The organism is Cryobacterium sp. MP_3.1, from assembly GCF_035984795.1.
Lineage (GTDB): Bacteria > Actinomycetota > Actinomycetes > Actinomycetales > Microbacteriaceae > Cryobacterium > Cryobacterium zongtaii.
In genome coordinates this window covers 44,966-65,796 of sequence record NZ_JAXCHV010000015.1, presented here as the reverse complement: position 1 = coordinate 65,796, position 20,831 = coordinate 44,966, and the positions used below count along the sequence as shown (strand labels likewise).

Sequence of the window (20,831 nt, the reverse complement as noted above, 5' to 3'; positions counted from 1 at the left end):
GGTGACCGGACGGGGTGTGGCGGGTGCCGGTTAGATCGAGAACTCGCCGTCGACGGGGGCCGCGGCGGCCTCCTGAGCACGCTCGGTCGGTTCGTTGGAGTACGACGAGGTGACCAGGATCGGCATGTGGTCGGAGGTGCCACGGGGCAGGGTCTCCACGTTGTCGATGGTGAGTCCCACCGAGGTGGCCAGGTCGAAGTGGCCGCGGAAGAACTTGTACCGCGTGTAGGTTCGGCTGTCGCTCAGGGTGAGGTCGTAGCCGGATTCCTTGACCTCTTTGCTGAGGTGCTTCTTGAAGATCGGGTAGTTGTAGTCGCCCACCATCAGGGTCGGCAGGTTGGGGCCGAGCACCGCCAGCTCCTCATGTGCCGAGCGGATCTGATTGCGCCGCAGCGAGTTCAGCGCCGTCAGCGGGGCGGCGTGGAATGACGCCACGACGAGCTCACGCTGCGCGGCCATGTCGAACAGGCGCGTGCCGATCAGGCGTTCGTGCGCCGGCGTGAGCACCAGGTCGTGCAGCGACTTCTTGAGCGCGAAGGTCTGCGTCTTCTGGGCGGTGAACCGGTCCCGCCGGTAATACACGGCCAGTCCCAGCCGATTGCGGGTGGTGGAATCCGCCAGGTGCAGCAGCCCGACCTCTGCCGGCAGGGCCAAGGTGTCGCACTCCTGCAGACACAGCAGGTCGGGGTCGTACTCTTCGGCCAGGGCGATGAGTTCCCCGCTGGCACTGTTCTTGCGCAGGTTGTAGCTGATGACCTTCACGTCAGACCTATCTCTGAATCGGTGGTAGACATCCAGCCTACTTTCGCCCGGCGGCGAATACCGCATCGAGAGACCGTGCTGGGGCACGCTGCTACCGTGTAGTCAGGCCGGCGCCCGAAACTCCGACCGCCACAGAATGGACTTACCCATGAAAACCTGGTCGTTCACCACCTATACGGTCGCCGCGTTCGCGTGCAGCGGTTTCGCTGTAGCCCTCATGATCGTCAACGCCGCCACCGGCAACACCATGCTGACGACGCTGCTTCCCGTGGCGATCGGGGCGCTGGTGCTCGGCGGCATCCTCTCGGTCCGGGCCCGCGTGCTCCGCTACCGCGGCAGGGACATCACCAGGCGCTGACTCTGCGGCCATATCGAGGCGCCCGCAACCCTGCTACCGTCCCGAGCACGGATGCCTCGCGCGGCCGTTCGGCGCGCCCGGCGCCGTCGACCCGGGGAGCCTGCCATGACCGATACCTCAGCAGCGCCGACGCCACCACCGACGCCACCGCCACCGGCCGGACAGAGCCCGGCTCCCCGGTGGCGCACCCTGCTGTACATCCTCATCCCGATCGTGGGGGCGCTGCTGCTTATCGGGGCATTCGTGGCAGCCCTGTGGGGCCGCAGCGGTCCGGTCGACCAGAGCGCGGACCTCGCAGCGGGCACCAGCCTGAGCGTGGAGTTGCCCAACGCCGTGATCATCCTCGAACCGAGCACCGACGACGAGGTGCACGTGCGCATGACGGGGTCCTACTTCGGCACCGAGCCCACCCTCTCCGCTCGTACCGACGGCGGCGTGACCGAGGTGCGCGGCGGCTGCCGCGCCCAGTTCTTCTCCAGGTGCTCCGTGACCGTGACCGTGCAACTGCCCACGGCGCTGCCGGTCACCGCGGCGGGTGAGAACGGCCGCATCGCGGCATCCGGGCTCACCGGCCGGGTCACGCTGACCACGACCAACGGTGGCATCGAGACCGACGGCACCGTGGGGCCGGTCGATCTGCAGAGCACCAACGGCGACATCCGGGTGACGGATGCCGTCTCCAAGTCCGTGGCCGCCGCCACCACCAACGGATCGGTCTCGCTGCAGTTCGTGGATGCCCCGGAGTCGGTCGAGGCCGGCAGCACAAACGGGGAGATCATCGTGCGGGTTCCCGTCGGCGGTGTCACCTACCGCGTCACCGCGCAGACCACCAACGGCACCGTGACCGACGACACCGTTCCCACCGACAGCACCTCGCGGCGCTCCATCACCGCGCGCACCACCAACGGCAGCATCACCGTCGAGGGCACCCGCTAGTGCGGTCCCCGGGCCGGATCTGGCAGGATGGCGGCATGAGCGAGCAGGCGGGCACGGCCCAGCGGGATGGCGGCACGAGCGAGCAGCAGACCGGCACGGTTGTCGCGGTGAGCCGGGATGACCGGCACCGGTTCAGCAAGCCGGTGGTGCCCAGCATCCGTCTGGTGGCCGGCTACGGCATCGAGGGGGACTCGCACGCCGGGGCCACCACCCAGCACCGGTACCTGATCCGCACCGACCCGACGCGTCCCAATCTCACCCAGGTGCACCTGGTGCGATCCGAGCTGTTCGCCGAGCTCGCCGCCGAGGGGTTCGACGTCTCCCCCGGCCAGCTCGGCGAGAACGTCACCACCGCCGGCATCGATCTGCTGGCGCTGCCGTTGGGCACCCGGCTGCACCTCGGCTCCGACGCCGTGGTCGAGGTCACCGGCATGCGCGACCCCTGCTCGATGATCGACAAGTTCCAGTCGGGCCTCAAGAAGACGCTCAAGCACACGGATGACGCGGGCCGGATCCTGCGCAGAGCCGGCATCATGGGCGTCGTCGTCGCCGACGGCACCGTGGCTGCCGGTGACGAGCTGCGCGTGGAGCTGCCGGCCGGCGAGCCCCTTCCCCTGGGCGTCGTCTAGCGCTGGTCCCCCCGCGCCGAGGTGCCGGAAAGTGCCGCTTCACCGCTCCCGAAGGCGCGGTTTGCGGCAACTGACGAGGGAAACCCGTGCGGCTAGAGCTCTTCGGTGGGGTGGAACCACGGCGGGTACACGGCGACCTTGGGCTTGTGGCTCAGGGTGGCCAGGATCGGCTTGACCGCATCGCGCACGCGGTCGTTGGCTACGCCGATCAGGGTGATCAGGCCGAACGGGACCTCGCCGGGCACGAGCAGCTCGGCCTTGAGGATCGCGTCGGAGTCGAGGTCGGCACGGAGCGTCTGCAGCATCCGGTCGGCCGACTCGGCCGTGGCACCGAAGCGGGTGGCGGTGAACGCGGCGTCGCCGTCCGTCACGGCGAAGTGGCTGGCGGTCGGGTCGGCCGCGGCGTCGACCTGCGCGTCGAGCACCTTCTTGACCGTCGAGACCAGGATCACGAAGTCGTACGCGGCGGCGTCGTGGGCGTCGTCGGACAGGCGCGGGTCGAGCGACTGCGCGCGGATGTTTTCCCAGACCAGGGCGTTGGGCGACAGGAAGAAAGGCACGTGGTCGGCTACGGCGAGGCTGTCGGCGCCGGAGACCCGGACGTCTCGACGGGCGCTGCGGTTTTCCGGCGACGAGATGTCGACGACGGGACGGTCGGTCCAGTCTGCACTGGTGTCAGCCAGCAGTCGGCCGGTGGCGAGAATACCGGGCAGGTTGCGGATGTGGGTGAGGTGGTAGATCCGCTGCTCACCGACCTTGTCGTCGTGGCGCTTGGTGCGAGCGGTGCCCGTGGTGATCGGGGCGACGATGGTACGCAACGCCGTCGGCGCTTCGGGGGTGCGGGCTCGGCTGGCACGCGGGGCGCGGGCAGCGGGCACGGTCGGTGCGACGGGGGCGGCGGGTGGGAAACACAGGGCGCACAGCTCCCCGTCCAGTCCGTGGATGCATTCCTCGTTCACAACTCAACCTTTCGTGTGCGCAGGCTCGACCACGTCGGGTTCGACGGACATGTGCCTACCTATCTAAGTTACGGTCATTTCGGCGGTCTCGGTGACACATCAAGGGCCATCCGGGGGTGATCCGGTGTCGATCCGGAACCAATCGGGTCACTGACGCCCTGACGAGGCCGCAGAACGGTGTGCCGGCCCGGATCATCCCACCGGTGCAGGGAATCGTCCCTCCGACCGACGCGAGCGGGATCGGGCTCTCCCTACCGTGAGGACATGCCTGTTTTTGATGCCCTCAACGACCTGGTCCTCACCCTCGCCGGGTCGGCTTGGGTCTACCCCGTCGTGTTCGTCTTTGTGGTCATCGACGGCTTCTTCCCCCCGCTTCCCAGCGAGACGGTGGTCGTGGCGCTCGGTGCCCTGGCCGTGTCCACCGGCACCCCGCACCCCGTCGGGCTCATCGGCGTGGCCATGGCGGGCGCGGTGCTCGGTGACGGCATCGCCTACCTGATCGGTCGCCAGATCGGCCTGACCCGTTTCGGCTGGCAGCGCCGTCCCGGCGCGGCGCGGATCGCCGAGAGGGCGCGCGCGGCGCTGCTGAGCCGGCCGGCATCGCTGCTGCTCACGGCCAGGTACATCCCGGTCGGCCGGGTCGCCGTGAACATGACCGCGGGCGCCACGGGCTTTCCGCCGCGCCGGTTCGTGTCGTTCGCGGCTCTCGGCGGGCTCTGCTGGGCCACCTACTCGGTGCTGGTCGGGATGATCGCCGGAGCCTGGCTGCGGAACAACCCGCTGGTGGGCGCACTGCTGGCCGTGGCCGCCGCCCTGCTTCTGGGCGTTGTCATCGACGCCATCGTGCTGCGGATCGTGCGTCGGCGCACCGACCGGCGGGCCGGCATCCGCACCGGGGAGACGCCGGCGCCGACGCCACATCGGGAGCTACTCCATCGAGAAGTCGGCGAAGTCGAAGCCGGGTGACACCAGGCAACTCACCAGGGCGTCCTCCTCGCTGGGCACGGTGCGCTGCCAGACATCCGCCGGGATGATCACCTGGCTGTGTTCGCCGCGCAGCAGCCGGCCGCCCAGGACCGGGCTCGACGCGGTGTCCGGCTCATCGCCGTCACCACCGAGTTCCAGTTGCACGGCACCCTGACCGTTCCAGATCCAGATTTCGCTGGAGGACAACCGGTGCCAGGCCGAGAACTCCCCGGCCGGCAGCAGGAAGTGGATGAGCGTGGCCGCCGGCCGCACCCGTTCGGAGCCGTCGGCATCCGTGAGCGTCACCGGCACCGGCGACGTCCAGGTACGCCGGTACCAGCCGCCCTCCGGATGTGGTTCCAGACCAAGTTCGATCGCCAGCGCCGGGCGCTCCAGGCGTTCGATGAACTCCCCGGCGGCCGTGCGGCGGGTGGCAAGTCGGCTGTTTCGGTCCTGTGCGTTCATCAGAAGTCTCCCTGGTGTCGAGGGTGCGGAGGATGCATAACTCCTGTAATTCTCCCCGCCCGCCGACGTCCGCAGCACGAGTTCCGCGGATGCCGGGCCGGCGCCTGGAATCCGGCAGGAGTTGTGCTCAGCGCAGTAGTTGGCCGGCATACTCGCTGAGTCCGGCCAGCACCAGGAACACGCCCAGCAGCAACACCGTGATGACCGTGATCACCGGCATGTTGCGCACCAACCAGCCGCGTAGGCGCACCAGCTTCTCCCGCACCGCGGGGCCACCGAACGCGTAGGCCAGCACCGGGCCGAGCATGGTGATCGAGGCCAGCGCGGTGAACAGGGCCACCGAGACCACGATGCCGGTGGGGTCGCTGTGGGCGCCCAGGATCACCACCCCGGCGGCGGCCGCCATGACCAGATTCTTCGGCCGGAACGCGGCGTAGCCGACCCCGATGATGGTCGCCCGTGCCGGCGTCAGCCGGTCCAGCGCGCTCAACCAGCGCGGTAGCGGCACCTCCGCGTCGCGCTGCGGCCGGTCGTGCCACTGCACCAGGCCCAGCACGATCAGGGCGATCCCGAGCAGCAGCGGCACCGCCACCTGCAGGGTGCGGGTGCCGGCCGACCTGTCGTGCGGCAGCAGCGATGACAGCAGCGCCAGCAGGGTGGCCGAGAACAGCACCCCGAGAAACCAGCCGATGCTGAACCCCGCCGCCGCCTTGAACCCGTCGGGGGCGAGCAGGATCAGCAGCAGCCCCGCCAGCGGCAGCGGGCTGAGCGCTATGGTCAACGCCAGCGGCAACAGCTGTCCCCACTCGTTCACCCGCGCTCCTCCCCTACTCCAGCTATTGCAGTGACGAGGTCAGCCGGGCCAGGTTGTCGAGCACCTTGGCGCCGGCCGGCCGGTGCAGCCAGTCGGCCAGCTCGACCTTGCTGCTGTTGGCCCGGTAGCCGTCCTGCACTACCCGCATCCGCTGCACGAATTCGGCGCCGTGCACCAGAACCGAGACCTCCATGTTCAGGCTGAACGAGCGGATGTCCATATTGCTCGACCCCACCACCGACACGTCGTCGTCGATGGTGAAGTGTTTGGCGTGCAGCACGGTGGGCTCCGCATAGAGGTAGATCGACACTCCCGCCCGCAGCAGTTCCTCGTAGTAAGACCGCTGCGCGTGGTAGACCAGCGCCTGATCGCCGATGTGCGAGGCGAACAGTTCCACCTCCACGCCGCGCGATGCCGCCGCGACGATGGCCAGCATCGTCGATTCCTCCGGCACAAAATAGGGACTGGTGATGCTGACCCGGCGCTCGGCCTTCTGGATGAGCATCGCGTAGAGCTTGAGGTTGTTGTCGTTCTCGAAGCTCGGGCCGCTCGGCAGCACCTGGGCGTCGAGCAGATCCGGCGCGGGGTCCAGCACGATGGGCGACGTGTCGAAGGGCAGCATCTCGTCGGTCTCGCTGAACCAGTCGGCGAGGAACACAGCGTTCAGCTCGCGCACCGCGGGCCCCTCGATGCGCATCATCAGCTCGTGCCAGCGCAGTCCGCGCTTGAGGTTGCCCGGCTTGAGGTAGGTGGCGTCGATCATGTTCTGCGAGCCGCTGAAGCCCAGCCGCCCGTCGACGACGAGGAGCTTGCGGTGGTTGCGCATATCGGGCCGGCGCCACTGGCCCTTCCAGAACCGCAGCGGCAGCAGCGCATGCCACTCGGCGCCCATCGACGCAAACGCCGCGAGGGTCTCCTTGCGACGGGGCAGCATCAGGCAGGCGAGGTAGTCGGAGAGCACCCTGACCTGCACGCCGCGCTGGATCGCCCGGGCCAGGGCGTCGAAGAACGGCTGCGTGACGGTATCGAGAACCAGGATGTAGAACTGCACGTGCACGAACTCGGTGGCCTCGTCGACGGCCTCCACCATCCGCTCGATCGAGCCCTCGTAGTCCGGCAGCAGCTCCACCCGGTTGCCGCCCACCATGGGCAGCGCCCCGAGGTTGCGGTTCAGCTGCACGGCCGAGCCGAGCCAGGGCGGCCACTCGTCGCGGTGGCTCACCAGGTGCAGGCCCTCGGTGCGGGCCAGGATCAGCTCGTTCACCTCGCGTTGCTTCTCCCGCCTCCGCCGCGGCAACCGCCCCACACCCACCAACAGGAAGATCAGCACGCCGAGATACGGGATGAAGATGATCGCCAACACCCAGGCGATGGCCGCGGATGGCCGTCGGTTGGCGGAGACGTACACCGTGGCGATGACCACGAGAAGGGCGTGCAGCGCCACCAGCAGCCAGGCACCGAGCTGAAAATCCACCATCGTTCTCCCTTGACCTCGTCGTGAACGTACACCGGCATCGCCGGCGGCGGCGGGCGTAGCTTGCCGGAGCCTGCGTGACGCACTACATTGCGGTGTGCGGCGAGCACCGCATCGTCAGCTGCACCGCACGCTGCACAGCAATCGTCCGGCCGAGAGGTGACACGCATGGCAACCCATCCCCCCACCCGATTCCTGGTGGCCTCCGCTGCCGTGCTGCTGCTCGTCCTGGCCGGCTGCAGCATCCAAACGCCGAACTCGGCCTCCAGCTCGGGCACCGTGCAGGCCGGCGCCCTCGTGGGCACCTGGGTTCTCGAGGAGACCTTCGACAGCCCCGAGCAGCCGTACATCTCCTTCGTGCAGGACAACACCTGGAGCGCCTCCGACGGCTGCAACCGGGTGCAGGGCACCTGGGAGGTCGACTCCGACGGCACCCTCACCACGACCTCCGGCCCGCAGACCATGATGGCCTGCCCCGGCGCGCAGCTGCCGCTGGCGGTCACCCGCGGCACCCGGGTGGAGGTCGACGGTGACACCCTGGTCATCCACAGTTCGTTCGACTCGACCTCGACCACCCTGGTGCGGTCCACCGACAGCACCGTCGGCCCGCAGGGTCTCCCGATCGGCTATTGGGTGGAGTCGAACACTCCGACGGCGCCGTTCCTGTCGATCGAGGCCGACGGCACCTACTCCGGCAACGACGGGTGCAACGTGCTCACCGGATCGTGGGAGCAGGCCGATGACGAGGCGATTCTCTTCACCGGCGGCGTTACCACGCTGATGGCCTGCGAGGGCGTGGATCAGTGGCTGAACCAGGCCGCCCAGGGCCGGGTGCAGGCCGGCGTGATGACCCTGCAAGCCGCCGACGGCACCGTGCTCGGCCAGCTGACGGCCCGCTAGGGAGGAGGCAGCGCATGGGCACCTATCCGCTCACCATCGTGCTCATCGTGGGCGGCGCGATCGCGCTGGTCTTTCTGCTGAGGTTCGGCATCCGCCAGAACGCCGCAGCGGCCGCCGTCGACCCGGACCCGGATGCGACGGGCGCCCTGGCCGTGCTCAGTTTCATTCTGGCGCTGATCCTGCCGGTGATCGGGGTGGTGCTCGGCCATGTCACGCTGTCCCGCATCGCGCGCGGCCAGGCCAGCGGGCGCACCTTCGCCTACGCGGCGCTGTGGGTGGGCTACCTGTTGCTGGCCCTGGAACTGGGTGTGATCATCTTCCTGTACCAGAACAACTACTGGGCCTGACCGGCGCCAAGGCGCGGGCTGATCAGTACCAGTTCATCGCCTGCGAGTGCGACCAGGCTGCGCACGGGGTGCCGTAGGAGCCGTTGATGTACTCGAGTCCCCAGGCGATCTGGGTGCTGGCGTTCGTGGCCCAGTCCGAGCCGGCCGAGGCCATCTTGCTGCCGGGCAGCGCCTGCGGGATGCCGGTGGCCCCGCCGTTGTCGTTGTAGGCCGTGTACTTCCACTCGGATTCCTTCTGCCACAGCTGAGCCAGGCAGGAGAACTGGGATTCGCCCCAGCCGTACCGCGACGAAGCCAGGCTCGCGGCGGTCGCCTTCGCACCGGCGGGGGTGTTGCCGGCGGCCACGGCATCGGCGGCGGCCTGAGCGTCGGCGGCAGCCTGCGCGTCGGCGGCGGCCTGAGCGGCTGCGGCCTCCACGGCCACCCGGTCGGCTTCCACGGCGGCGGCCTGCACCGTCGCGGTCTGCTCCTTGGCCTGGGTGGTGAGCTCGCTCACCTCGGACAGCGGCATCGAGTAGTAGCCGGCCAGCGTGCTGGAGGTGGCCGACAGGGCGGACGCATCCACCTTGTTCGCGGCGGCTTCGAGCGCGGTGTCGGCGTCGACGAGGGCCACGGATGCGGCGAGGTGGGTCTTGCTGATGGCCGCGGCCTTGGCGGCGGCACGGTCGTCGCGCTCCTGCTGGGCCTGCTGCTGCTGGTCGGCGACGGCGGACTGCACGGTGAAACCGGTGCCGGTCACGACCCCGGCGAGCACGAGGCCTCCGGCGAGGAGGGTGAGGCGCTTGCTGCGCGAGCGGCGGTTCTTGCGCTCAGCGCGGGTGCTGGTGGTGCTGGGAATTGCGGGCGTGGCGTTCTGAGTGTTTTCGGGGCGCATAGACTTCCAGGTCGTGTCGGGGTGCGCTCCATCGGGCACGCTCACTGATGGGTGGGCCCACGCGCGCAGAATCGGCGCGGGCAAGCGGCCTAGCCTGCCTAAACTCCCTGAACGGAACCTCAGTTTTTCCTGCCAAAGCCATGTGAACAAGCGCCACACTGCCACCTGAATGTGCCCAACTGGCGGCCAGAATGCCTGGCCAGGTGGCTATTAGCACCACCCATCGCGGTGAGCTCAGATTGTCCTGTGGGGTAGCGTAAAAAGATGCCCACCACAGATCACACTCCGCAGGCCGCCGCCGGTCACTCCGCAGCTCCGACCGGGGCTCCCACCAGCGCCGACCGTCTCATCGCGGCCATCGAGAGCATCAACGACGTCGACGTCGCCAACTCCCCCGAGCCCGACCGGGCGGCCGTGCTCGAGCTCATCGACATCATCAACGATGAGCAGCGCTCCAGCCTGCTGTTCGCCCTGCTCCTGGAGCGCATCCGCACCGGTGCCTGACCTCTCCCGGACGCCCGTCGAGCAGCGCGCCCTCGACCTGGAGAAGACCGCCGACTGGTACCGGCGCTTCCGGCTGTTCGAGACTCCGGGCCAGTCCGGGCTCTACGCCGACTGGGCAGGCGGGGTCGAGGACGATGCCGAGGTTCTGGCGCGGATCATCGCTCTGCCCCGGCCCAAGCGCCAGCCGAACCTGGTCTTCGCCTGCGCACGTCTGCTCGGCGCACCGCTGGCGGGCTATCCGGTGTTCCGCCGCTGGCTTCTCGAGCACTGGCCGGCCGTCGCCGCCGAGGCGCTAGTGCGCGCCACCCAGACCAACGAGCCCCGCCGCCTCACCGCGGTCATGCCGATCCTCGCCTCGATCGGCCCGCGGGTGGCCCTGATCGAGGTCGGCGCCAGCGCGGGACTCTGTCTCTACCCGGACCGGTACAGCTACGACTACTCTGGTCGGCGGGTGGATCCGGCCGACGGACCCAGCCCGGTGCTGCTGCCTGCCGAGACCACCGGGCCGGTGCCGCTGCTGGAGCATCCGCCCGAGGTGCTCTGGCGCGCCGGTCTCGATCTGAACCCGTTGGACGTGCACGACCCTGAGGACGTGCGCTGGCTCGAGACGCTCGTCTGGCCCGAGCAGGCCGAGCGCCGCCGGCGACTGGATGCGGCGATCTCGATCGTGCGGCGGGACCCGCCGCTGCTCGTGCGCGGGGACGCCGCCCACGACCTCGAGGCGCTGGTCGCCCGCGCGCCGGCGGGGGTGCCGCTGGTCATCGTCAGTCCCGCGGTCCTGGTCTACCTGGCCCCCGAACAGCGGGCGGCCTTCGCGGATGCCGTGACCGGCTTCGGCCGCTGGATCTCGCTGGACGGCGTCGGGGTGCTGCCCCGGGTGGACGCGTTGCTGCCCGAGACGCCGGTGCCGGGCGACTTCACAGTTTCCCTCGACGGCCGGCCCCTGGCCCGGTGCGGTGCGCACGGACAGACCCTCGACTGGTTCGCCGGCTAGGTCTGCCCGCAGGCGCCGCTTCTAAGATGGCGGTATGCGTGCACTCGTGGTCCACACCCCAGGCGGCCCGGACGCCCTCACCCTCGATACCGTCCCCGACCTGGTCGTCGGCGCCGGCGACATCCGTATCGCGGTAGCCGCGGCCGGCGTGAACCGGGCCGATGTGCAGCAGCGGATGGGCCTGTACCCGTCGCCGGCCGGCGCGCCGCAGTGGCCGGGCCTGGAGGTCTCCGGCACCGTCACCGAGATCGGGGTCGCCGTCACCCGCTTCGCCGTGGGCGACAGGGTTTGCGCCCTCCTGGCCGGCGGCGGCTACGCCACCGAGGCCGTGGTGCATCAGGACCTGGCCCTGCCGGTTCCCGACGGCGTGGACCTGATCGACGCCGCCGCGCTGCCGGAGGCGCTGGCCACCGTGTGGTCGAACGTCTTCATGAGCGCGGGACTCACGGCGGGCCAGACCCTGCTCGTGCACGGCGGCGCCAGCGGAATCGGCACCACCGCGATCCAGCTGGCCCGACTGGCTGGCGCCCGCGTCCTGGTGACGGCCGGCTCCGCCGAGAAGTTGGCGGTGTGCGGGCAGCTCGGCGCGGAGGTGCTGATCAACTACCGCGAGCAGGACTTCGTGGCCGAGGTCCTCGCCGCGACCGGCGGGCACGGCGCCGACGTGATCCTGGACATCATGGGCGGCTCGTACGCGGCCCGCAATGTGGCGGCACTCGCCCTGGGCGGCACCATCATGGTGATCGCCAACCAGAGCGGTGAGGACGCCGTCTTCAACCCGTTCCATCTCATGCAGAAGCGCGGCCGCTACTGGGGCACCACGCTGCGCGCCCGGCCCGCCGTGGAGAAAGCGGCCATCATGGCCGACCTGCTCAGCCGGGTATGGCCGTGGCTGGACTCCGGCGCACTGAAACCGGTGATCGACAGCAGGTTCTCGTTCGCCGACGCGGCGGCGGCGCATCGCCGGCTGGAGGCATCCGCCCACGTGGGCAAGATCGTGCTGGTGCCCTGACCAGACGCCGTGTTCGGGTGGGGCTTTTCGTCAGGCCCGGGCTGCGGCGAGTTCGACCCGGTTGCGGCCGGCGGCCTTGGCCTCGTAGAGGGCGGCATCGGCACGGCCGAGCCAGCGGGAGACGCTCTCCCCCTGTTTGAGCAGGGCCACCCCCACGCTGGCGGTGCAGCGAAGCCCCGCGGTGACCGCGCCCCACGGATGGTTGCGCACCTCGCCGAGCAGGCGCTCACAAATCTGCGCGGCCTGGTCGAGGGTGGTGTCGCCGAGCACCAACAGGAACTCTTCGCCGCCGACCCGCACCGCGAGATCACTGTCGCGGGTGGACTCGCCGAGGATCTCGGCCATGGTGGTGAGCACCCGGTCGCCGGCCGCGTGGCCGTGCTCGTCGTTGACCCGCTTGAAGTGATCCATGTCGACCATCACCGCGCACAGTGGTTCCGCACGTTCCCGGGCGAGGCGCATCATCTCGGGCAGCTGCCGGTCGAGGGCCCGGCGGTTGGGCAGCCGGGTGAGCGGGTCGGTGTGTGCCTGCTGGTCAAGCTCCTCGGCGCGGATGCGCTGCATCTCCGCTTCCAGCTGCGAACGCTGCGCCTCGTGGCGGGCCTGTTCGATTTCCAGCGAGTTGATCAGCATCCGCGACTGCAACCCGGCGGTCTGCCTGGTGAGCCCGAGGATCAGCACGTGCAACCGTTCGTGATGGTGCAGGGCCTGCTCGAACCGGCCGGCGTTCCGGTGCATCTCGTAGAGCGACCTGTGCAGCTTCACGTTCAGGGCCGCGTCCTCGGCCACCGACGGGTCCGCGAGCTGGGCGTCCATCATGGCGCAGGCCAGGTCTACACGGCCCTCGGCCTGGGCCACCTCGGCCAGCTGGGAGTCGTTGTTCACGGCCAGGTTGCGGTAGCCGTTGGTGACGGCGATGGTCTTGGACCGGCCGGCCTGCCGGCGCGCTTCGGCGTATTCGCCGCGCTCCATGAGGAACCCGACGAGGTTGGTACGGGCGATGGTCTCGTCGAACGCGTGACCCTGCTCGACCGCCCGCGCCACGGCCGCGCGGATGATGGCGATCCCGTCGGTCAGGGCCGCCTGCGCGTCGTCGCCCTTGGCCCGCCTTGCCCTGGCGATCTCCAAGTAGCTGTCGCCCAGATTGTTCCGCGCCGCGAACTCGGCCTGCGGGTCACCGAGGGTGTCGGCCAGGGCGAGCGCCTGCCGGCCCAGCTCGATGCTGCGATCGGCGTCGCCGAGGGCCTGGTGCACCATCGACGACCGCGACAGCGCCCAGAACTCCGCCGTGCGGCTGCCGCAGAGCCGCGCGGCTTCGAGGGCGCCGAGCACGTGGCCGAGCGCGGGTTCCTCCAGGGCGGTCTCGTGGAACGCGAGCGCGAGGGTGCAGTGCACCATCGACTGGCCGAGCAGGTCACCGCTGGCGGTGAGGTACTCCAGGGCGAGCAGACCGTGCCGCACGGATGCCTCGAACTCGCCCAACCGCAGCCGGTGGCCGGAGAGCAGCTGTCGGGCGCGGGCCTCCTGGCCGGGGGTGATGAACGGGTCGGCGAGCACCTGTTCGGCCTGCGCGGCGCCGGCATGGTGTTGGCCGTCCTGATTGGCCTGGGCGCTCTCGGCGAGCAGCCTCTCGATCGTGGAACGACGGGCGAGCGAGGCCGGCAGACCGGCCGTCTGCGGCGTCTGGTGCAGCTCCTCGTCGGAGGCCGGGTTCGGCAGGTCGACGAGCTCCACAAAACCGCCGGGCAGGGTCAGGTCGCGCCCGCCGTCGGCCAGGCTCAGGTCGGCGATGCCATCGGTCACCGAGTCGACGGCGGCCAGCAGGGCGTCGGAGGCCGGCTCTTCGGACGGCACCGTGGCACCGGCCGGGAGCGGGGCCACCAGGTCATCGAAGGTCGTCATGACGACTCACAGGCCCGGGAGGCGCCTGGACACAGGCCGAGCGTCCTGCCCGCTCGTCTCAGCGGGAAGTGCTGTGTTGGTACGCCAGGTGCCTGCACGGCTCAGTCCCCAAACTGCTCGTATCTCCGAACCTAGCAGCGCCACACCGGCCGCCGGGGCTGTGCTGCGCTCTCCCGAGCCCCCGTTCGCGGGTGATTTCAGTGCAACGGGTCGCGCTCTCACGAGTGTGGGCACACGAGGCGGTGCGTGGACCGGAGCCGCGCTCCGGTCACCGCCAGCCCAGGCCGGGGGCCACGAAGCGCAGCACAGAGTCGAGCAGCTGCGCGTTGTAGTCCACCCCCAACTGGTTGGGCACGGTCAGCAGCACGGTGTCGGCGGCCGCCACCGCGGCATCCTGCGCCAGCTGCTCGACGAGCAGGTCGGGTTCGCCGATGTAGCTCTTGCCGAACCGGGCCAGGCCGCCGTCGAGGTTGCCGACCTGGTCGCGGTTGTCGGCCTGCGCGCGCAGACCGAAGAAGCGGCGGTCCTGCTCGGTGACCAGCGGCATGATGCTGCGACTCACCGACACCCGCGGGGTACCGGGGTGCCCGGCGTCCGCCCAGGCCCGGCGGAAGATCCCGATCTGTTCGGCCTGCAGGTCGCCAAAGTCGGCGCCGGTGTCTTCGGTGAGCAGGGTGGAGCTCATCAGATTCATGCCCTGTTCGCCGGTCCACTTCGCGGTGGCGCGACTGCCAGAGCCCCACCAGATGCGCTCGGAGAGTCCGGGCGACTGCGGTTCGATGGCGAGCAGGTTGCTGTGCCCGGTGAACTGCGGGTTCGCGGCAGCGATGCCGGCCCCGCCGATGGCGCGGCGGAATTGTGCGGTGCGCTCGCGGGCGTCATCCGCGTCGCTCTGGCCGGGGCCGGGCAGATGCCCGAACGCCTCGGCGCCGCGCAGTGCGGTCTCGGGTGAGCCGCGGCTGAGGCCGAGCTGCAGCCGTCCGTTGCTGATCAGGTCGGTGATCGCGGCCTCTTCGGCCATGTAGAGCGGGTTCTCGTAGCGCATGTCGATCACGCCGGTGCCCAGCTCGATCCGGCTGGTGCGGGCGGCCATCGCGGCCAGCAGCGGGAACGGCGAGGCGAGCTGCCGTGCGAAGTGGTGCACCCGCACCGACGCTCCGTCCACACCGAGCTCCTCGGCCGCCACCGCGAGTTCCACGGTCTGCAGCAGGGCATCGGGTGCGGTCCGCACGAGCGATCCCGGCACCGCCTGGTAGTGGCCGAAGGACAAGAACCCGATCTTCTTCATGGTTCGTGCAGCGTTCCCCGGCCATGACGTATTCCCGATCTCATCCGCGGTTCTGTGCCGCAGCGGCAGAGCTGCGCGGGGCAGGCGCCGGTATGCGGGTGGCACGCCACCCGCATACCGGCGCGTGACCCGCAGAACGGCGCCGGGTCGTTAGCCGGACGAGGCCCCGCACCCTGCCAAGCTGAGGACATGCGGCATCTGTTCCTCGACTTCTTCGGCACCCTGGTCAACTACGCGGACTCCCGCGCGGGCCAGGGCTACGCCGACACGCACGCGAGCATGCGGGCCTTCGGCGCGCGCGGCACCGAGCAGGAGACCGCCGATGCCTGGCTGGATGCCTTCCACCAGCTCAACGCCGAGTCCGACGTCGACCACCGCGAGTTCACCATGGAGGAGCTGTCGCGGCGCGCGTTCGTGCGGCTGCTCGGCCGGGAACCCGATGCCACCGAAATCGCCGCCGGGGCGGCGAGCAACATGGCGGACTGGGAGCGCGGGGTGGTGCTGATCCCCGGCATGGCCCAGACGCTGCGGGAACTGGGCCAGAGCTTCACGCTCACCATCGTCTCGAACACGCACAGCGCATCCGTCGTGCCCCGCCAGCTGGCGGCCATGGGCGCCACCGACCTCATCGCCAACATCGTGACGTCGCTCGAGGTGGGTTTTCGGAAGCCCCATTCGGCGATCTACCGGGCGGCCCTCGACACAGCGGAGGCCGATCCGGCCCGGGTGATCTTCGTCGGCGACACCTGGGATGCCGACTTCGACGGCCCGAGGGCGCACGGCATGGAGGCCGTGCTCGTGGCGCCCGCCCCGCGCGACGGGGTGCCGGAGACCCGTCGGGTCACCTCGGTGCTCGACCTGCCCGACCTGCTCTCGTTCCGCTACCCGAGCACCCGCCCCATCAGCACCCGCGGGGTGGCCTGACTCCGGCGGTTCCCGGCGCCGCGTCTACCCGCGCAGCGGGGCGCGACGGAGGGCGCCCCAGCCGAGGCCGAAGGCCAGCGCGGCGGGAATCAGGAGCGCGGCGAAGAAGCTGACGGTGCTGATCCCCATCAGCCAGGCGATGATCGACGGGGCCGTGCCGGTGAGGACCGCGAAGGCGATGAGTCCCAGCACCGACAGAGCCACAGCCGCCCAGAGCACCAGCATTCCCAGTGAGCGCCAGCGGGCGTAGACGGCGGCGAACGCCGACGTGACGGCGAAGATCAGGATCTGCAGGGTGAACAGGGAGAGCCACACCGCGCCGGCACCGACCTCGCCGAGCCAGAGCGCCGTGAAGTGGTGGAACACGACGCCGGACTCGTTGATCGCCCGCTCGATCTCGGTGAGGATGGCCCAGCCGGTGGCGTTGAAGGCCGCGATCACGACATAGGTGAGCAGCGTGCCCAGGGCGTACTCCCGGCGGGTGATGCTGAAGCCCAGCGCGAAGGGGAAGACCGCGCTCACGGCCTGAACGCCCACCACGGCGAGGTACCAGAGCGGCGAGAGCACCGCCCAGCTGTAGCTCATGCCCTGCAGGGCGTCTTGTCGGCCGGCCCCGGGCACCGCCGCGGAGATCAACAGCGCCACCACGATCGAGATGAACAGGGCGACGCCGGTGATGATCCAGGGGATGCCCACATAGGTGAGGCGATTGACCAGGTGCAGCCGCATCACCTTGACGAGGCGGTGCCGGCTTGCCAGGCGGGGCACCGGAGGTGCGGTACTGATGGCGGTCATGGTGTGCTCCTCACTCGTGGACGACCGACGCGACGGCGGGCGCCGGCGCCGATCGGGTGCTCAGGTCGACGATCAGTTGTTGGAAGGACACCGGTGCAATCTCGAGGTTCGCGGCGGTGGCGGCGCGGTGGTCGGCGGCGGTCAGCCGGCCCGCGATGGTAACGGTGGCCAGGCCGCCGAGGGTATCGCGATGCAGAATCTGGCGGCCCTCGACGAAGCTGTCGACGTCGCCGGCCCGTCCCGCTACCGCGGCGGCGCTGCCGCGCAGGCTCTCGGCGCTCTGGTCGAGCAGCAAGCGGCCCTCGTCGAGGACCAGCACGTGCTCGAGGAGGTTGCTCACCTCATCGATCAGGTGGGTCGACAGCAGGATCGTGCGGGGCCGCTCGGCGTAGTCCGCGAGCAGGGTGTCGTAAAAGGTGTGCCGGGCCACGGCGTCCAAGCCGAGGTAGGGCTCGTCGAAGATCGTGATGCTGGCCCGACTGGCCAGGCCCACGATGACGCCGAGAGCGGACTGTTGGCCGCGGGAGAGTTTCTTCACGTCTCGCTTGAGCGGCAGCCGGAACTTGCCGACCAGGTCATCGGCGAACGCGGCATCCCAGTCGGCGAAGAACCACGGGGCCCCGGCCAGAACGTGCCGGGCCTGGAAACCGTCGGGGTAGCGCTGCGCCTCCGACACGAAGCAGATCTGCTGCAGGACGGTGCTGTTTTCCACCGGATTCTCGCCGAAGAGGCGCACGCTGCCGGCGCTGGGGAAGTCCTGGCCGGTCAGCATCCGCATCAGGGTGGTCTTGCCGGCACCGTTGCGGCCGAGCAGCCCGCAGATCATGTTGGGTTGGAGGCTGAACGTCACGTCCCGCAGCGCCGCGACGTCCCGGTAGCTGCGGCTGAGGCCATCCACCTGGATGACCGGGGTCTGGCTGTTCATCGTGTCTCCCTTTCGCTGAGCTGGTTCTCGATGAGCTGGGTGATCTGGTCGGGCTTGATGCCCAGGCTGGCGGCTTCGGCGAGCATCGGGGCGATGTACTCCAGCACGAAAAGTTCGCGCCGGCGCGCCGTGATGCGCTCCCGGGCACCGGCGGCCACGAACATGCCGATCCCCCGGCGTTTGTAGAGGATGCCCTGCTCGACGAGCAGGTTCACTCCCTTGCCGGCGGTGGCCGGATTGATGCGGTAGAACATCGCGAATTCATTGGTCGAGGGCACCTGGCCCTCTTCGCTGAGCGCGCCGGACAGGATGTCGTTCTCGACCCGCTCAGCGATCTGCTGGAAGATCGGTCGACCCTCATCCATCACGACGATTACCTCCGTGGTTAGTTACCTAACTAATGAACCACAGGACCGCGGCGTGCGCAAGGCCCCGGCGCTGCGACCCGCGCGCGTGACTGGGTAAGCTCGGCGAATGATTACCGAGGGGTTCAGCATCCGCGCCACACGGGTGGACGACTGGCGTGAGGTGCGCGCGCTGCGCCTGGAGATGTTGCAGGACACCCCGATCGCGTTCGGCGAGACCCTGCAGGACGCCCTCGGCCACACCGACAGCGAATGGCGGATGCGCGCCGCCCGCGGCACCGCCGAACACGGCACGGTTTTGGTCGCGATCGACCCCGCCGGTCGCTGGGTGGGCACCATGGGCGGGTACGTGCCCGACGCGACCACCGGCGCATTGCTCGTGGGCGTGTATGTGTCGCCGGAGCACCGCGGCCGCGATGCCGGGGTCTTCGACGCCCTGCTCGTCGCGATCCAGGAATGGGCCCGAGGCGAGGGCGACCGGCTGACCCTGCACGTGCACGAGGACAATGCCCGCGCCCGCGCCGCCTACCTGCGCCGGGGGTTCACCGAGACCGGGCACCGGGTGCAGTACGTCCTGGACTCCAGCGCCATGGAGATCGAGATGGTCAAGCCGCTCTAGCGGCCACCACCACCGCCGCCCCCACCACCGCCGCCGGAGAAGCCGCCGCCACCGGATCCGCCGGAGAAGCTGCCGCCACCGCTGCTCGACCACGAGGACGTGGGTGTCTGAGTGGTGTTCATCGAGTTGACCATGCCGCCGAGGGCCGTGGACAGGTGGATGCCGCTGAACGCGTTCTGCGAGAGGAACCAGTCCGGCGTCGTCGTGGCCTGCTCGTAGTACACCTCGAGCTCGGCGGCCCACTCTTTCTCCACGCCCCAGAGCACCGCGAACGGCAGGAGCTTTTCGTAGAGTTTCACCAGTTCCACGGTGTCGAGGGTGGATGCGGCGTCGGGTTCCATCCCGGTCACGGTGCGGGGCACGGTCACTCGCAGGGCGCCATCCGGGCTCTGCAGCATGCGGAACCTGTCCGCCTCGGCCAGGGCGAGATACACCTTCATACCGGCGAGGTAGTCGCGTCGGTCCAGGCCGGCCGCGGTGAGCAGCAGCGGCCGACTCCCCGCGACGATGCCCACCATCACGGCGGACGCGGCGAGGAGCAGCAACGGAGACCACCAGATCGCGGGCGGGTCGCCGATCACGAGCACTGCCACGACCAGGGCGACCAGTGCACCCAGACCGACGAGCAGACGGATCCTTACCCTGGTCAGGGGCGGTCGAGCGCGCCAGCCACGGGCGGTGTTGCGAACCGTCGCATCTGCTGTGGCGACCTTGAGCCCGCGGGCGAGCGGGTCGTTGGTGACCCCGAGTTCGCACACCGCTCCAGCCGGCAACCCGGGGAAGAAGGTGGCGAGCACGGCGAGCTCCTGGTCGTCGACGCCGTCGGTGCGGAGCAGCTGCAGGGTGTAGTCGCCGCCGTCGGCGCTGACCGGGTAGTCCAGGATGCGCACATTGCCGCGCACCGCAAAGCTCACGATTTGCGCGGCCATGGCCGACTTCGGCCGACCGATGAGGTCGGCGGCCTCGAGGAGGTTGTAGCCGTCCGGAACGCTGTACTGGGCGATGATGGTGCCGCCCTTCGGGTCGCGGGGGCGCGCGAAGGCCCGGGCGAGAACGAACACCCCGCCGAGCATGGCCATGCCCAGCAGCCCGAACGGGAACCCGCCGACGCCGGACGAGGGACCGAAGCCGGGCGAGTTGTCGGCGTCGGACCGCGCCTCGGCGGGCACCTGCACGAAGGTGCCGGGCGTGAAACCGATGGCCACGGTGAGGTTCTCCCCCGGGCCCAGATCGGCGGCCTCGGCGGTGAACATCTGGCCGACCGGGGCGGCGGCATCCGGGTTTGCGGCATCCGGGTCTGCCTCCTGCACGATCTGGCAATCACCGCTCTCCCCCTGAGCCCCGGTGTAACAGGCGTTGTCGCCGGTCAGGAAGGAGGCGATCGCGGGATCGACGTGCACGCGGGCGGCAACGGTACCGAACGGCTGGTCGAAACCGGTGCCGTTGGTGTCCCAGTAGAACTCGTCGTCGTTGGTGTCCGCGAACGCGCGCACCACGTTCTGCTGGGTGTAACTGATGACGTAGGTCTGGGAGCCGCGCACGAACTCGTCGGTGCCGCGGGCGAGCTCCGTGAAGCCACCGTTGATCTCGGTCTCGAAGTACACCGGCTCGCCCTGGGCATCGGTGACGGACTCCACCGTCGTGTTCAGCGGCACACCGTCATAGTCGTTGGGGATGGCGCGGATGATTCCGCGGTTCTGGTCGAAGTCGGGGAACTCGGCCACGAAGGTCTCGACAGTGCGCAGGGTGGAGTGCCCGGCACTGTCGCGGCCCAGGTAGTACTCCCCCGCGTACAGCGCGAAGGTGAAGTCCGAGGTGTCGGCGGGCACGGCCGCGCGCACGCTCCCGTTGGGACTCGAAACGCCGGACGGCGCCGCCGAACCGACCGTTGTCGCCCCGGCGGCCGCCACCGGGCCCGGCACCATGGCGTTCGCTGCCACAGGCACGCCGATCGCCATCGCGGAGGCGACAACGAGCCAGGACAGGATCTTCAGGAGACGAGTCACGCCCCCGAGCCTA

At 69.7% G+C, this 20,831-nt stretch carries 23 protein-coding genes; 11 read left to right on the top strand and 12 right to left on the bottom strand.

Translation table 11 applies throughout. The features are described 5' to 3' along the window. Positions 1-30: 30 nt before the first annotated feature. On the bottom strand, positions 31-762 hold the full coding sequence (locus tag RCH12_RS11260) for an endonuclease/exonuclease/phosphatase family protein (protein ID WP_103430034.1): 732 nt from the start codon (positions 760-762) through the stop codon (positions 31-33). Between the two features lie 148 nt (positions 763-910). Between RCH12_RS11260 and RCH12_RS11255 the strand changes: the two genes are divergently transcribed. The 3 genes from RCH12_RS11255 to RCH12_RS11245 all read left to right on the top strand — a co-directional run bounded on the left by RCH12_RS11255 (position 911) and on the right by RCH12_RS11245 (position 2,685). Continuing rightward, complete coding sequence (locus RCH12_RS11255; RefSeq protein ID WP_103430035.1) at positions 911-1,120, top strand: hypothetical protein; 210 nt, start codon at positions 911-913, stop codon at positions 1,118-1,120. Positions 1,121-1,225: 105 nt separating this feature from the next. Then, the gene (locus tag RCH12_RS11250; RefSeq protein ID WP_327016920.1) at positions 1,226-2,056 is read left to right on the top strand and encodes a DUF4097 family beta strand repeat-containing protein; all 831 of its coding nucleotides are present in this window, start codon (positions 1,226-1,228) and stop codon (positions 2,054-2,056) included. Positions 2,057-2,091: 35 nt separating this feature from the next. Then, on the top strand, positions 2,092-2,685 hold the full coding sequence (locus tag RCH12_RS11245) for an MOSC domain-containing protein (protein ID WP_133163709.1): 594 nt from the start codon (positions 2,092-2,094) through the stop codon (positions 2,683-2,685). A gap of 92 nt (positions 2,686-2,777) precedes the next feature. Here RCH12_RS11245 and RCH12_RS11240 read toward each other — a convergent pair whose 3' ends face one another. Then, positions 2,778-3,644 (bottom strand): DUF4433 domain-containing protein, encoded by an 867-nt coding sequence (locus RCH12_RS11240; RefSeq protein WP_103430037.1) that lies wholly within the window; start codon positions 3,642-3,644, stop codon positions 2,778-2,780. Positions 3,645-3,908: 264 nt separating this feature from the next. Here RCH12_RS11240 and RCH12_RS11235 point away from each other — a divergent pair, with 264 nt between their 5' ends. Further along, on the top strand, positions 3,909-4,610 hold the full coding sequence (locus tag RCH12_RS11235) for a DedA family protein (RefSeq protein WP_327016919.1): 702 nt from the start codon (positions 3,909-3,911) through the stop codon (positions 4,608-4,610). Here RCH12_RS11235 and RCH12_RS11230 read toward each other — a convergent pair. The 3 genes from RCH12_RS11230 to cls form a co-directional block, all read right to left on the bottom strand. Continuing rightward, on the bottom strand, positions 4,572-5,075 hold the full coding sequence (locus RCH12_RS11230; protein ID WP_327016918.1) for a cupin domain-containing protein: 504 nt from the start codon (positions 5,073-5,075) through the stop codon (positions 4,572-4,574). The genes RCH12_RS11235 and RCH12_RS11230 overlap by 39 nt on opposite strands. A gap of 127 nt (positions 5,076-5,202) precedes the next feature. After that, positions 5,203-5,889, bottom strand: a complete 687-nt coding sequence (locus tag RCH12_RS11225) for a GAP family protein (protein ID WP_103430040.1) — start codon at positions 5,887-5,889, stop codon at positions 5,203-5,205. 22 nt (positions 5,890-5,911) lie between these two features. Continuing rightward, positions 5,912-7,366, bottom strand: a complete 1,455-nt coding sequence (gene cls, locus RCH12_RS11220) for a cardiolipin synthase (protein WP_327016917.1) — start codon at positions 7,364-7,366, stop codon at positions 5,912-5,914. A gap of 165 nt (positions 7,367-7,531) precedes the next feature. Here cls and RCH12_RS11215 point away from each other — a divergent pair, with 165 nt between their 5' ends. Both RCH12_RS11215 and RCH12_RS11210 read left to right on the top strand, forming a co-directional pair. Continuing rightward, entirely contained in the window at positions 7,532-8,263 is a 732-nt protein-coding gene (locus tag RCH12_RS11215; RefSeq protein ID WP_327016916.1) for an META domain-containing protein, read from the top strand. 14 nt (positions 8,264-8,277) lie between these two features. Beyond that, positions 8,278-8,610: a DUF4190 domain-containing protein gene (locus RCH12_RS11210; RefSeq protein ID WP_103430043.1), complete on the top strand. Its 333-nt coding sequence runs from the start codon at positions 8,278-8,280 to the stop codon at positions 8,608-8,610. 22 nt (positions 8,611-8,632) lie between these two features. Here RCH12_RS11210 and RCH12_RS11205 read toward each other — a convergent pair whose 3' ends face one another. Continuing rightward, positions 8,633-9,484, bottom strand: a complete 852-nt coding sequence (locus RCH12_RS11205; RefSeq protein ID WP_103430044.1) for a hypothetical protein — start codon at positions 9,482-9,484, stop codon at positions 8,633-8,635. Positions 9,485-9,748: 264 nt separating this feature from the next. Here RCH12_RS11205 and RCH12_RS11200 point away from each other — a divergent pair, with 264 nt between their 5' ends. Genes RCH12_RS11200 through RCH12_RS11190 form a run of 3 tightly spaced genes read left to right on the top strand, consistent with a single transcriptional unit; the run spans position 9,749 to position 11,994 of the window. Continuing rightward, positions 9,749-9,988 carry a hypothetical protein gene (locus RCH12_RS11200; RefSeq protein ID WP_103430045.1) on the top strand — a complete coding sequence of 80 codons (240 nt, stop codon included), beginning with the start codon at positions 9,749-9,751 and terminating at the stop codon, positions 9,986-9,988. After that, positions 9,981-10,982, top strand: a complete 1,002-nt coding sequence (locus RCH12_RS11195; protein WP_327016915.1) for a DUF2332 domain-containing protein — start codon at positions 9,981-9,983, stop codon at positions 10,980-10,982. The genes RCH12_RS11200 and RCH12_RS11195 overlap by 8 nt, the downstream gene beginning before the upstream one ends. Positions 10,983-11,016: 34 nt before the next feature. Next, entirely contained in the window at positions 11,017-11,994 is a 978-nt protein-coding gene (locus RCH12_RS11190) for an NAD(P)H-quinone oxidoreductase (RefSeq protein WP_327016914.1), read from the top strand. 30 nt (positions 11,995-12,024) lie between these two features. Here RCH12_RS11190 and RCH12_RS11185 read toward each other — a convergent pair whose 3' ends face one another. Together RCH12_RS11185 and RCH12_RS11180 are read right to left on the bottom strand one after the other, a co-directional pair. Further along, positions 12,025-13,896, bottom strand: coding sequence for a GGDEF domain-containing protein (locus RCH12_RS11185; RefSeq protein ID WP_103430048.1), 1,872 nt, complete (start codon positions 13,894-13,896; stop codon positions 12,025-12,027). Between the two features lie 268 nt (positions 13,897-14,164). After that, positions 14,165-15,184 (bottom strand): LLM class flavin-dependent oxidoreductase, encoded by a 1,020-nt coding sequence (locus RCH12_RS11180; protein WP_327016913.1) that lies wholly within the window; start codon positions 15,182-15,184, stop codon positions 14,165-14,167. A 189-nt stretch (positions 15,185-15,373) separates the two neighbouring features. On the opposite strand from RCH12_RS11180, the gene RCH12_RS11175 reads away from it, so the two are divergent. After that, positions 15,374-16,108, top strand: coding sequence for an HAD family hydrolase (locus RCH12_RS11175; protein WP_165788980.1), 735 nt, complete (start codon positions 15,374-15,376; stop codon positions 16,106-16,108). Between the two features lie 24 nt (positions 16,109-16,132). Here the strand turns inward: RCH12_RS11175 and RCH12_RS11170 are convergent, their stop codons facing one another. From RCH12_RS11170 to RCH12_RS11160, 3 genes are read right to left on the bottom strand one after another with little or no spacing between them, the layout of a single operon-like run. Then, the gene (locus RCH12_RS11170; protein ID WP_327016912.1) at positions 16,133-16,903 is read right to left on the bottom strand and encodes a hypothetical protein; all 771 of its coding nucleotides are present in this window, start codon (positions 16,901-16,903) and stop codon (positions 16,133-16,135) included. 10 nt (positions 16,904-16,913) lie between these two features. Continuing rightward, positions 16,914-17,828 (bottom strand): ABC transporter ATP-binding protein, encoded by a 915-nt coding sequence (locus RCH12_RS11165; RefSeq protein WP_327016911.1) that lies wholly within the window; start codon positions 17,826-17,828, stop codon positions 16,914-16,916. Continuing rightward, complete coding sequence (locus RCH12_RS11160; RefSeq protein WP_103430053.1) at positions 17,825-18,193, bottom strand: GntR family transcriptional regulator; 369 nt, start codon at positions 18,191-18,193, stop codon at positions 17,825-17,827. The genes RCH12_RS11165 and RCH12_RS11160 overlap by 4 nt, the downstream gene beginning before the upstream one ends. A 109-nt stretch (positions 18,194-18,302) precedes the next feature. On the opposite strand from RCH12_RS11160, the gene RCH12_RS11155 reads away from it, so the two are divergent. Next, entirely contained in the window at positions 18,303-18,812 is a 510-nt protein-coding gene (locus tag RCH12_RS11155; protein ID WP_103430054.1) for a GNAT family N-acetyltransferase, read from the top strand. Here the strand turns inward: RCH12_RS11155 and RCH12_RS11150 are convergent. Beyond that, complete coding sequence (locus RCH12_RS11150; RefSeq protein WP_327016910.1) at positions 18,809-20,818, bottom strand: DUF2207 domain-containing protein; 2,010 nt, start codon at positions 20,816-20,818, stop codon at positions 18,809-18,811. The genes RCH12_RS11155 and RCH12_RS11150 overlap by 4 nt on opposite strands. Positions 20,819-20,831 lie beyond the last annotated feature (13 nt).